Here is a 12,254-nt window from a genome sequence, read left to right on the forward strand (position 1 = left end):
GGGAATTCCGCGGCGGGCGACCAACGGCATCCGCAGATCTCCTGAGTTAGCCACAGGGGCACAGGGCAAGGCACAGGGGCACGAGGCACCGGGGCGCCTAGTGGAAGAAGTGGCGCTCTCCGGTGAAGTACATGCTGACGCCGGCATCCGCGGCCGCCTGGATGACCTCGGCGTCGCGTACCGAGCCGCCGGGCTGCACGACCGCCGTCACGCCCGCCTCAAGCAGCACCTGCAGGCCGTCCGCGAACGGGAAGAACGCGTCCGAGGCCGCGACCGAGCCGGCTGCACGGTCGCCGGCGCGCAGCACGGCGAGGTGGCAGGAGTCGACCCGGTTGACCTGGCCCATACCCACGCCGACGGATGCCCCGCCGCGCGCCAGCAGGATGGCGTTCGACTTCACGGAGCGGCAGGCCTTCCACGCGAACTCGAGGTCCGCCCGGGTGGCCGCGTCGACCTCGTCGCCGGCCGCGAGGGTCCAGATCGACGAGTCGAGGTTGTCGAACGTGTCGGACTCCTGCACCAGCAGGCCGCCCGAGATCTGGCGCAGCTCGAGCGAGGAGCGGTGGTAGTCGGCCGGCAGTTCCAGCAGGCGGATGTTCTTCTTGGCGCTGAGCAGCTCGAACGCGGCCGGCTCGAAGCCCGGGGCGACGAGCACCTCGGTGAAGATCTGGCTGACGGTCTCGGCCATGCCGAGGGTGACCGTGCGGTTGGCCGCGATGACGCCGCCGAACGCCGAGATCGGGTCGCAGTCGTGCGCGCGGTGGTGCGCGGAGGCGATCGCGTCGGGCGCCTTGGGGTTGGCGACGGCGATGCCGCACGGGTTGGCGTGCTTGATGATGGCCACGGCCGGTTCGGCGAAGTCGAAGGCGGCGCGCACGGCGGCATCCGCGTCGACGTAGTTGTTGTACGACATCTCCTTACCGTGGCGCTGCACGGCCTGCGCGATGCCCTGGCCGCCTTCGCCCAGGTAGAGCGCCGCGGCCTGGTGCGAGTTCTCGCCGTAGCGGAGCACCGCGCTGCGGGTGGCCTCGATGACGAGAGTCTCGGGGAACGGCATCTCGTCGGAGAGGGCATCGCCGATCACGGCGTCGAACTCCTCGAGGATGTCCTCGTCCAGGGCCGCAGCATCGTCCTGCCACTGGTCGTAGACGTTCTCGGTGAACCAGGCCGAGACGCTCAGGTCGTAGCCGGCGGTGTGCTCGAAGGCGAGCGAGGCCAGCTTCTGGCGCAGCTTCAGCGGGGTGCCGCCGGCCTCGACGGCGGCGATGATCTCGTCGTAGTTGTCGGGGTCGACCACGATGGCGACGTTGGCGTGGTTCTTGGCTGCGGCACGCACGAGAGCCGGTCCGCCGATGTCGATCTGCTCGATCACGTCGGCCGGGGCCGCGCCCGACAGGGCGGTCTCGACGAACGGGTACAGGTTCACGACGACGAGCTGGAACGCGTCGATGCCGAGTTCGGCGAGCTGGGCCTCGTGGGCCTCGAGGCGCAGGTCGGCGAGGATGCCGGCGTGCACTCCCGGGTGCAGGGTCTTGACCCGGCCGTCGAGGGATTCGGGGAAGCCGGTGACGGTGGAGACATCCGTCACGTCGTGGCCGGCGGCGCGGATGGTGGCCGCGGTCGAGCCGGTCGACACGATTTCGACGCCGGTCACCGCGAGGGCGGCGGCCAATTCGACCAGACCGGTCTTGTCGCTCACCGAGATGAGGGCACGCCGCACGGGCACGACGTCGCGGTGGCGGTACAGACTCTGGGCGTTGGTGGGACCGCTCATATGTGGGGATGCTCCTTGAGATCGACGTGTCCGTTGGCGATATCGAGCACAGCCTGCACCAGCAGGCGACGCTCGACGATTTTGATGCGGTCGTGCAGGGATGCCTGGGTGTCATCCGGCAGCACCGGCACTCGTTCCTGCGCGATGATCGGTCCGTCGTCGACACCGGTGTCGACCACGATCAGGCTCGCACCGGTTTCGTCGACCCCGGCGGCGAGGGCATCACGCACCCCGTGCGCCCCGGGGAATTCGGGCAGGTAGGCCGGATGCGTGTTGAGCAGGTTCGGGGCCAACGCGGCCACGACGCGGGGCGGCAGCAGGCGCATGAAGCCGCTGAGCACGACGAGGTCGGCGTCCCACTGCTGGATCTGCGCGAGGAGCTCGTCGCCCCACGCCTCCCGGGACGGATGCGACGTGAACGGCACCGTGAACGTGCTGATGCCGTATTCCTCGCCGAGCTCGAGCCCGTCGGCGTCGCGGTCGGCGCCGATGGCCACCACGCGGGCCGGGTAGTCAGCATCCCGGCAGGCCTCGAGCAGGGAGCGAAGGTTGGATCCCCCGCCGGAGATCAATACGACCAAGTTCAGCACGGGAGAAGCCTACCGGCGTGGGAGCAGGTCGCGCAGCCGGCCGAGGAGACGTCCGGCACCGTTCGCCCCGCTGCGCACGGCACGCGACACCGCTCCCGGCGTCGTGCCGGTTGTCCTGCTGGGCGTCGTGCGGGTTGTCGCGCTGGGCGTCGCGCTGGGCGCGCCGGTGCGCCCGGAGCCGTTCGCGCGCACGGGAGGCGCGGGAGTCAGGAGGCCGAGGCAGGCGGCGAAGCCGACCAGGGCGGCGGCCAGCGCACCGACCAGCAGCGGGTTCGGGCCGACCTGAACGAGGCGGCCCGGGCCGACAGCTCCGCCAGACCACCAGGCCAGCAGCCCGAGCAGCACGCCAGCGACGACTCCGGTGCCGAGGCCGGTGAGCAGGCGTTCGGTGATCGAGGGCGGAGGGACATCCGCTGCCGCCCGCTGCCTCAGGACGACGGTGACGAGGAAGCCGACCAGCAGCGGCACGAGCAGACCGACGAACCCATACGCCAGGCTGCCCTGCGGGAGCACCCCGAGGATCGGCAGACCCGGAACGGTGCCGAGCGAGGTTCCGACCGGGGACACACTGGTGCCCACGCCCACCGCGATGCCGGGGCCGACGAACCAGGACGCGGCCCAGATGACCAGGTTCGGGATCAACGCCAGTTGCAGCAGGGTGAGCGCGATGCCACCCAGAACACCGGCCTGCACGGTCTCGTAGAGCCCGATGATGGTGGCGTAGTGGGTCAGGATCAACACGAACACGGCGATCCCGGCGACGCAGAGGATGCCGGCGGCCGCGGCTGTTCCGCTGCGCACAGCCGCGGAGACGGCCGGGCGCACCGCGATCGGGAGCAGCGCGGCTGCGGTGCTGTCGGTGCTGGTGCTGGTGCTGTTCTTTCCCGGAAGGCGGCCGGACAGGCCGGGGATACGGCCGAGCAGCCGGCCCAGCTGACCCTGACCCGCGCCGATCAGAACCCCGGCCGCGAAGATCAGCGGCGGCAGAAGCAGACCCTGCGCGGCCACGGGGCGCACGGCATCCGTGCCTGCCGACAGCACGAGCAGGGCGGTCAGGAGCGCGTAGCTGACGGTGGCGCCTGTCACCCCGATCCAGCGATGGGGTGTTTCCGCCGCGCGGTGGCCGGTGCGAAGGCCGAAGAGCACGGACATCAACGCGAAGCCCAGCAGCGCGATCGTGATCGGGAACGGGGCGTCCGAGCCAGGAAGGTTCAGGGCCGCGACGAGGGTCGGGTCCAACTGCACGATCAGGTCGACCCCATTGCCGACGAGCCAGACGTCGACCGCGGCACGCCAGAAGACGAGCCAGTTGACGTCCAGGCCGAACTGCGTTGCCCACAGGACCGTGAGCGGAACCAGTGCGATGCCGATCCCGATGGCTACGACAATGAGCGCGTCGAGCGCGGCAAGCAGAGCGGTGGTTATGCGTTTCATCCGATCGGAGCCTACCGTTTCCCGCACCCTCGCTCCCCGGCCCCCGCCGCACACTGACGAATTCGACGGAGATTTTGCTTGGGTCCAGGCTAAAACGGGCGTATCGGGCGGTTGAGAGCAGAATCTCCGTCGAATTCGTTCGGGCACGGATGCCGGCAGCCGGCAACGCACAAGGGCCCGCCTGATGAGGCGGGCCCTTTCGTTCGGTGCCAGTGGCCTCGCTGATCAGCGGCACCACCGTGCAGCGGTGCCGGTTGCAGCGGTGCCGGTTGCAGCGGTGCCGGTTACAGCGCCGCGAGAACCTCGCGCAGCAGGGTGGCGGTCTCGCTCGGCGTCTTGCCGACTTTGACCCCGGCGGCCTCGAGGGCCTCCTTCTTGCCCTGGGCGGTTCCGGCTCCGTTGGAGACGATAGCGCCGGCGTGGCCCATGGTCTTGCCCTCAGGGGCGGTGAAGCCGGCGACGTAGCCGACGACGGGCTTGGTGACGTGGGCCTTGATGTACTCGGCCGCCTTCTCCTCGGCGTCGCCGCCGATCTCGCCGATCATGACGATGGCGAGCGTCTCGGGGTCAGCCTCGAACGCCTCGAGCGCGTCGATGTGCGTGGTGCCGATGATGGGGTCGCCGCCGATGCCGATGGCGGTGGAGAAGCCGAGGTCGCGCAGTTCGTACATCATCTGGTAGGTCAGGGTGCCCGACTTGGAGACGAGGCCGACCGGGCCCTTGCCGGTGATGTTCGCCGGCGTGATGCCTACGAGCGCCTCACCGGGGGTGATGATGCCGGGGCAGTTCGGACCGATGATGCGGGTCTTGTTGCCCTTGGCGATGTTGTAGGCCCAGAACTCGGCCGAGTCCTGCACCGGCACGCCCTCGGTGATGATAACGAGCAGCGGGATGCCGGCGTCGATGGCTTCAATGACGGCGTCCTTGGTGAAGGCCGGCGGCACGAAGGCGATCGAGACATCCGCCCCGGTCTTTTCCATGGCCTCGGCGACCGTGCCGAAGACGGGCAGTTCCGCGTCGCCGTGCAGCACCGTGGTGCCGGCCTTGCGCGCGTTCACGCCACCGACAACCTGGGTGCCGGCCTTGAGCATGAGGGCGGTGTGCTTGGTGCCCTCACCGCCGGTGATGCCCTGCACGATGACCTTGGAGTCCTTGTTGAGGAAGATTGACATGTTCGAAAATCCCTTACTTCGCGGCGTGGGCGAGTTCGGCGGCCTTGGCGGCGCCCTCGTCCATGGTGGCGGCCAGTGTGACGAGCGGGTGGTTGGCCTCGGCGAGAATACGACGGCCTTCCTCGACGTTGTTGCCGTCGAGGCGCACAACGAGCGGCTTGTTCGCTGCGCTGCCGAGTTCGGCGAGCGCGCCCACAATGCCCCTGGCGACAGCGTCACAGGCGGTGATGCCGCCGAAGACGTTGACGAACACGGCCTTGACCTGCGGGTCACCGAGGATGACGTCCAGGCCGGCGGCCATGACCTCGGCGGATGCTCCGCCCCCGATGTCGAGGAAGTTGGCCGGCTTGACGCCGCCGTGGTTCTCGCCGGCGTAGGCGACGACGTCCAGGGTACTCATGACGAGTCCGGCACCGTTGCCGATGATGCCCACTTCGCCGTCGAGCTTGACGTAGTTCAGGTCGTTCGCCTTGGCCTTCGCCTCGAGCGGGTCGGCGGCGGCGGCGTCCTCGAGGAGGGCATGCTTCGGGTGGCGGAAGCCGGCGTTCTCGTCGATCGTGACCTTGCCGTCGAGGGCGATGACGTCGCCCTCTTCGGTCAGCACGAGCGGGTTGACCTCGACCAGGGTCGCGTCCTCACCCGTGAACACGTTGTAAAGCTGCACGAAGACGGGGGCGACCTTGTCGACGAGGTCGGCCGGGAACTTCGCGGCGACCGCGATCTGACGGGCCGTGTCCAGATCGATCCCGGCAATCGGGTCGATGGCCGTGTAGGCGAGCGCTTCGGGCTTCTCAACAGCGAGAATCTCGATCTCTACGCCACCTTCGTAGCTCGCGAGCGAGAGGTAGGAGCGGTTGGTGCGGTCCAGCAGCACGGAAAAGTAGAATTCCTGAGCGATGCGGGCTCCACCGGCAACCATGACCCGGTTGACGGTGTGGCCCTTGATGTCGAGTCCGAGGATGGCACGCCCGGCGGCTTCAGCGTCGTCCGGGGTCTTCGCCACCTTCACGCCGCCAGCCTTGCCGCGTCCGCCGACCTTGACCTGGGCCTTGACAACGACAACGCCGCCCAGCTTCTCGGCCGCAGCACGCACCTCCTCCGGAGTGTCCGCGATGATGCCCGGAAGAACCGGAACTCCATACTGTTCAAACAGGTCTCGTGCCTGATATTCGTAAAGATCCACGCTGCTCTTCCAATCCGCTTCGTAGCGTTCCTGCAAGGTCTTGAGGGGCAAGGGGCACGGATGCCCGCGCCGCAGATAGCTCGACATCAAGACATAAGTACCATGTGAAACTCTATCGGTCCCCACCGGCATCGCGAACACGTCGGCATCGCTCACACGTCGGCGCCGCGCACACGCCGGCGCCGCGCGTGACGCCATCGGGTCCGGCTGGCGCGCCGCGCATCCGACTGCTTGGATTCAGTCATGACTGAACCCGAGCACGGCGTCGATCCCCATTCCGCCGACCACGCCTCGCGCCTGAACTGGCTGCGGGCCGGAGTGCTCGGAGCCAATGACGGCATCGTGTCGGTGGCGGCCCTGGTGGTCGGCGTCGCGGCGGCGACGACGGATGCCTCGGCGATCCTGATCGCGGGTGTCGCGGCCCTGCTCGCCGGGGCGATCTCGATGGCCCTGGGCGAGTACGTCTCGGTGAGCAGCCAGCGCGACACCGAGCGCGCCCTGATCGCCAAGGAGACCTGGGAACTCGAGACCATGCCCGAGCAGGAGCTCGCCGAACTGGCCGGCCTCTACGAGGCGAAGGGGCTCACCGCGCAGACGGCGAACCAGGTGGCGCTCGAGCTGACCGCGCACGACGCCCTCGGAGCGCACTTGGAGGTGGAACTGCACATCGGCACCGATGAGTTGTCGAACCCGTGGCACGCCGCCTTCGCCTCCGCGATCGCCTTCACGGTCGGCGCGATCCTGCCGCTCCTGGCGGTGCTGCTGCCGCCGCCGGAGTGGCGACTGCCGGCCACCTTCCTCGCCGTCGCGATCGCCCTGGTCATCACCGGCTGGCTGAGCTCCTACCTCGGCGGCAGCCCGAAGGCCCGCGCGATTTCCCGGGTACTGATCGGCGGCCTGCTCGCGCTCGGCGTCACCTGGGCGATCGGTTCCCTGATCGGCACCGCGGTCTGAGCCTGCGGTCCCAGCCCGCGGTCCCAGCCCGCGTTCCCCGCCCGCAGTCCCGCCCTGCGGTCCCAGCCCGCGTTCCCCGCCCGCAGTCCCGCCCTGCGGTCCCAGCCCGCGTTCCCCGCCCGCAGTCCCGCCCTGCGGTCCCAGCCCGCGTTCCCGGCCTGCGGTCCCAGCGCCGCGACCTCAGCCGCCGGGCCGCCGTGCGACCGGTGACACGTAGGCTGGAATCATGGCAATCCAGCAGAACAGTCGGTCCGGTCTCCTCCTCGCGGCAGTGCTCGATGCCGCCCTGGTGCTGATCTTCGTGCTGATCGGCCGGGCCAGCCACGGCGAGGGGCTCCTCGGCACCTTGCTCACCGGGCTGCCGTTCCTCGGCGGCCTCCTCGTGGGCTGGCTCGTCATGCGCGCCTGGCGCAGCCCGCAGAGAATCGCCTGGACGGGCACCGGCATCTGGCTCTTCTCCGTCGGCGTCGGGATGCTGCTGCGCACCGTGACCGGGCAGGGCACGGAGTTCAGCTTCGTCGTCGTCACGACCGTCGTGCTCGGGGTGTTCCTGCTCGGCTGGCGCGGGATCGCCGTGCTCCTCCGCCGCGGGCAGGCGCGCACCCACGCCGTCGCGTAGCCACGCCAGCACCAGCACCAGCACCAGCACCAGCACCAGCACCAGCACCAGCATGCGCCTGTCGTGTCCGGGGTTCGCAAGCGCCTCCGTCCCGAACGAATTCGACGGAGATTTTGGCTAAAACAGCCCTGAACACGCCGAAATTGACGATTTTCACGAGAATCTCCGTCGAATTGGTACAACGCCGGGCCCGGTGCTCCGCCCGAGATGAACCGCCTCGGCTATTCCCGAGGCTCGGGCTCGACGGGCTCCTCGGCTTCGCGGTCCTCGTCCTCATCACCCTGTTTGACCGCACGCTGATCGGCGTCGGCCATCCACTCCGGGTCTTCTTCCTCGATGATCGGCGCATCCTCTTCGAGGGTCAGTTCGATGTCATCGATCGCGCGATTCTCGTCGAGTCCGTCGCTCGCGGCATCCGCTCGACGCGGCCAGAGTCCGTTCGGGTCGCTCGCCATGATGGCACCTCCAGTTCGATGGGAGCCGCCCCTCTGGGCATCCCCGCGGCGGCAACGCTACGCTCCCGGGTCGCAAGCGACAAGGCGATGACGAGGGCGACGGAGACGGAGACGGAGACGGAGACGGAGACGGTGCAGCGTATCTGCAGGGTGTCGGCCAGCCGCATCCGTCGCCGGTATTCGAGGCGAACGCCCAGCGCGGGTGCGGTCCGCCAACGATTCGGGGTGGTGCGGGTGTCGATGCTGATCAGGGGAGCTTGGCGAACGTACCAATCGACCGGCTATCGAGAAGCCGAGAGCAACCTCTGCCGTTCCAATGGGTTCGGTTGCACTGCGTTCGGCTGCACCGCGTTCGGCTGGACCGGGGCGATGAAAGGCACGGCCGAGGCTAGGCGAGCCGGCGCGAACGCCGCCGGGCCAGACCGCGCACCGTGAGCACGATCAGCACCGCGACCACGCCGCCGAGCGCCGTCTCCACCACCCGGTCGACCAGCAGCGTCGGCACGGCCACCGGGTCGGCCAGGTGCGCCACGGTGAGCGCCAGCGGCGTGACGAACAACAGGGCGGCGCCATAGTGCTTGCCGATCAGGATTTCCGCACCGAACTGGCCGATCGCGATCACCAGGATCAGCACCCAGACGGATGGCCCGGGCAGCAGCACCAGCGCGGTCACCGCCACCCCGAGCACGGTTCCGACGATGCGGTGCCCGGCCCGGGAGAGGGAGTGCGCGGCGCGGGGCGGCGGCAGCACCGCGACCACGCTCACCACGGCCCAGTACGGGTGCCCGATTCCCACGGAGAGGGCGAGGCCGCCGGCCAGCAGCACGCCGACCAGGTTCTGCAGAATGGTGAACCACACCTGGGCGTCGCGGAAGGCGGCCGGGCGCAGCAGCGGCATGCGGGGCAGTTGCTTGAACAGGTCGCCGAAGCGGTCGCCGGCCAGGCGCCGAGCTGCCCAGCCGGACATGGTGAGAAGCCAGGCCAGAGCGGCGCTCGCGACGGCCACCAACAGTCGCGGCAGCAGCTCGTGGGCCGGTGCGGGCACCTGCGCGCAAACCAGGTAGGCGAACACGAAGAAGATCGGCGTGCCGGGGAACAGGCCGAACGTCGACGCCAGCAGGATCCCCGCCGTGATCACGAGCATCAGCCCGAGCACCAGGACCGGCAGAGAGGCCCCGGTCACGCTCAGTGCGAGCCCCGCCGCGACGCTGACCAGCAGGAAGGCCGCGGCGACGCTGACCGTGCGGGCGCGCAGCCGGTAGGGCTCATTCCGGCCGTAGAGCGACGCCATCGCCCCGAACGACGCGTAAGCCGCCCAGTCGATCCGGCCCACCAGCACGAGCACCACCAGCGGCACGACGACGGCGATGCTGGCCCGGGATGCCACCTCGAGGTCAAGGGCGCGCAACGACTTCAGCCGTTCGAGCAGGGTCTCCGGCCGGCTTGCCGGGCCCGCCACTAGATCTTCTCGATCGGCGCGATCTTGATCAATAGCTTCTTTGCGCCCGCCGTGTCGAATTGCACGTGCGCGATGCGCTTGGTGCCGTCACCGGTGACCTGGTTGACGCGACCGTCGCCGAAATCGACGTGACGGATGCGGTCGCCCGCTTCGAAGGTGAGGTCGCCGTTGTCGCGCACCTGGCTCGGCACCCGGCTGGCCCACTCGGTCTTCTTCTTCGGCGCGGGTGGCAGCGCCTGCACCTCACCGCGCTTGGCGAAGCCGCCACCGAAGCCGTCACGTCTCGCGTTCAAGGCCCGGGGTTGGGTGCCGCCGCGGGAGTTCGCCATGCCCGGGGACTGCTTCCAGTCGATCAGGTCGGCGGGGATCTCCTGCAGGTAGCGGCTCGGCATGGCCACGTTGATGTCGCCGAACTGGGCCCGGGTCATCGCCAGCGAGAGGTAGAGCCTCTGCCGGGCACGGGTGATGCCCACGTAGAACAGGCGCCGCTCCTCGGCCGGACCGCCGGGCTCGTTAGCCGACATCTGGTGAGGCAGCAGCCCCTCCTCGACGCCGGTCAGGAACACGGCCTCGTATTCGAGACCCTTCGCCGTGTGCAGCGTCATCAGCGACACCGTGCCGGAGGCGTCGTCGAGGTCGTCGGCGGCGGCCACCAGCGACACCTGGGTGAGGAAGTCGACCAACCCCGAGTCGGGGTTCTCCTTGTTGAAGTCCTTGGTCTGGGCGACGAGCTCCTCGATATTCTCGGCGCGCGCCTCGTCCTGCGGGTCTCGGCTGTTCCGCAGCAGGGTGAGCAGCCCGCTGCCGTCGAGCAGGAAGGTCAGCAGCTCGGACACGTTCGCCGTGCCGGCCGGGTTGTCCGGCACGAGCCTCAGCGCCGCCTCGTCGAGCAGGGTGGCCAGCTTCAGGATCGCCCCGGTCACCTTCGGGCCCAGCCCGAGCGACGCGGAATCGCGCATGGCCTGCCGGAAGCTGATCTGGTTCGCCTCCGCGAAGCCGGCCAACGCCGTTTCGGTGGCCGGGCCGATCCCGCGCTTGGGGGTGTTCAGGATGCGCCGCAGGGCCAGCTCGTCGTTCGGGTTGGCGACGGATATCAGGTACGCCAGCGCATCCTTGATTTCGGCCCGCTCGTAGAACTTGGTGCCGCCGACGACCCGGTAGGGCACCGCGGACCGCACCAGGATCTCTTCCAGCGCACGCGTCTGCGCGTTAGTGCGGTAGAACACCGCCATGTCGCGGTAGGCCATGCCGGCCCGGTGCAGCACCTCGATCTCGTCGGACACGAACTGGGCCTCATCGTGGCCGGAGTAGGCCGTGTAGCCCACGATCTTCTCGCCATCACCGCCCGCGCTCCACAGTTTCTTGTCTTTGCGGTCGAAGTTGTGGACGATCACGGCGTTGGCGGCCGAGAGGATGTTCTGGGTCGAGCGGTAGTTCTGCTCGAGCAGGATCACCCGGGTGCCCGGGAAGTCGCGTTCGAACTCGCTGATGTTGCGGGTGTCGGCGCCGCGGAAGGCGTAGATCGATTGGTCGGAGTCGCCGACCACGGTGAGCGAGGCACCCGGGATGCCGCCGGTCGCGTCACGCAGATTGCGCACGTGCACGCCGGTCGCCTCCATCTCCTCGGCCAGATCGGCCTCGACGGGACGGGTCAGCTCACGCACGAGCGAGTACTGCGCGTGGTTGGTGTCCTGGTATTCGTCGACCAGGATGTGGCGGAACCGGCGCCGGTAGAGCGCCGCGACCTTGGGGAACGCGCGGAACAGGTAGACCGTCTCCCCGATCAGGTCGTCGAAGTCAAGGGCGTTGGCCGCGCGCAGGCGGTGGGTGTACTGCCGGAAGATCTCGACGAACATGACCTCCTGCGGGTCGCTCATGTTCGCGTTGCGGGCGTAGGAGTCGGCATCCGCGAGCTCGTTCTTGAGCTTGGAGATCTTCGCAGACGCGTTGCCGGGCGTGAAGCCGAGCGTGTCGGCGTCGAGGGCCTTGATGATGCGCTTGAGCGTGACCTTGGAATCGGCCGAGTCGTAGATGCTGAACGTGGCGGAGAGGCCGGCGCTTTCCGCCTCGCGGCGCAGGATCCGCACGCAGGAGGAGTGGAAGGTGGAGATCCACATGCCGTCGGCCCCCTGGCCGAGGATGGCCCGCACCCGCTCGCGCATCTCCGCCGCGGCCTTGTTGGTGAAGGTGATGGCGAGGATCTGACTCGGCCAGGCCTCGCGGCTTTCCAGCAGGCTGGCGATCCGGCGGGTGAGCACGCTGGTCTTGCCGGACCCTGCGCCCGCGATGATCAGCAGCGCCGGGCCGCGGTAGAGCACGGCCTCCCGTTGCTGCGGGTTGAGCCCTTCCAGCAGCGGGCTCTCACGGTCGCCCGAAGCCTGACCGTCGAGGATGATGGGCACCATGGAGGGAACCTGGCGGGCGGGCGTGTGATCCGGGTCGAAGAGGGTCGTCATATCGCTCACAATTCTAGGTGCTGCGTCTGACAGGGCCTCGGCGCGGCCCGGCACGACCCGACACGACCCGGCACGGCGCGGCGCGGCACGGCCCTACCCGGCACGGCGCGGCACGGCCCTACCCGGCCCTACCCGGCACGGCGCGGCACGGCCCTACC

10 protein-coding genes are annotated in these 12,254 nt (G+C 69.1%); 2 read left to right on the top strand and 8 right to left on the bottom strand.

Annotated elements, in window-relative coordinates; translation table 11 throughout:
- Window positions 1-97: 97 nt before the first annotated feature.
- The 5 genes from purH to sucC form a co-directional block, all read right to left on the bottom strand.
- Window positions 98-1,774 (bottom strand): bifunctional phosphoribosylaminoimidazolecarboxamide formyltransferase/IMP cyclohydrolase, encoded by a 1,677-nt coding sequence (gene purH / locus E3O67_RS05965; RefSeq protein WP_134428196.1) that lies wholly within the window; start codon window positions 1,772-1,774, stop codon window positions 98-100.
- Complete coding sequence (gene purN / locus E3O67_RS05970) at window positions 1,771-2,364, bottom strand: phosphoribosylglycinamide formyltransferase (RefSeq protein ID WP_134428194.1); 594 nt, start codon at window positions 2,362-2,364, stop codon at window positions 1,771-1,773. Before purN ends, purH begins: the two co-directional genes overlap by 4 nt.
- Window positions 2,365-2,373: 9 nt before the next feature.
- Window positions 2,374-3,798: a DUF6350 family protein gene (locus E3O67_RS05975; protein ID WP_174776803.1), complete on the bottom strand. Its 1,425-nt coding sequence runs from the start codon at window positions 3,796-3,798 to the stop codon at window positions 2,374-2,376.
- A 284-nt stretch (window positions 3,799-4,082) separates the two neighbouring features.
- The gene (sucD, locus tag E3O67_RS05980; RefSeq protein WP_135102229.1) at window positions 4,083-4,970 is read right to left on the bottom strand and encodes a succinate--CoA ligase subunit alpha; all 888 of its coding nucleotides are present in this window, start codon (window positions 4,968-4,970) and stop codon (window positions 4,083-4,085) included.
- A gap of 13 nt (window positions 4,971-4,983) precedes the next feature.
- Entirely contained in the window at window positions 4,984-6,153 is a 1,170-nt protein-coding gene (gene sucC / locus E3O67_RS05985) for an ADP-forming succinate--CoA ligase subunit beta (protein ID WP_134428190.1), read from the bottom strand.
- Between the two features lie 243 nt (window positions 6,154-6,396).
- On the opposite strand from sucC, the gene E3O67_RS05990 reads away from it, so the two are divergent.
- A complete protein-coding gene (locus tag E3O67_RS05990) occupies window positions 6,397-7,107 on the top strand; it encodes a VIT family protein (protein WP_134428188.1) in 711 nt (236 codons plus the stop codon).
- A 226-nt stretch (window positions 7,108-7,333) separates the two neighbouring features.
- Window positions 7,334-7,726, top strand: coding sequence for a DUF3054 domain-containing protein (locus E3O67_RS05995; RefSeq protein ID WP_135102230.1), 393 nt, complete (start codon window positions 7,334-7,336; stop codon window positions 7,724-7,726).
- Between the two features lie 221 nt (window positions 7,727-7,947).
- On the opposite strand, the gene E3O67_RS06005 is transcribed toward E3O67_RS05995, so the two are convergent.
- The 3 genes from E3O67_RS06005 to E3O67_RS06020 form a co-directional block, all read right to left on the bottom strand.
- Complete coding sequence (locus E3O67_RS06005) at window positions 7,948-8,181, bottom strand: hypothetical protein (protein WP_135102232.1); 234 nt, start codon at window positions 8,179-8,181, stop codon at window positions 7,948-7,950.
- Between the two features lie 388 nt (window positions 8,182-8,569).
- A complete protein-coding gene (locus E3O67_RS06015) occupies window positions 8,570-9,640 on the bottom strand; it encodes an FUSC family protein (RefSeq protein ID WP_241979153.1) in 1,071 nt (356 codons plus the stop codon).
- The gene (locus tag E3O67_RS06020) at window positions 9,640-12,096 is read right to left on the bottom strand and encodes an ATP-dependent helicase (RefSeq protein ID WP_135102233.1); all 2,457 of its coding nucleotides are present in this window, start codon (window positions 12,094-12,096) and stop codon (window positions 9,640-9,642) included. Before E3O67_RS06020 ends, E3O67_RS06015 begins: the two co-directional genes overlap by 1 nt.
- Window positions 12,097-12,254: the final 158 nt, after the last annotated feature.

Origin of the sequence: Cryobacterium sp. TMT3-29-2 (assembly GCF_004564305.1) — a bacterium.
Lineage (GTDB): Bacteria > Actinomycetota > Actinomycetes > Actinomycetales > Microbacteriaceae > Cryobacterium > Cryobacterium sinapicolor.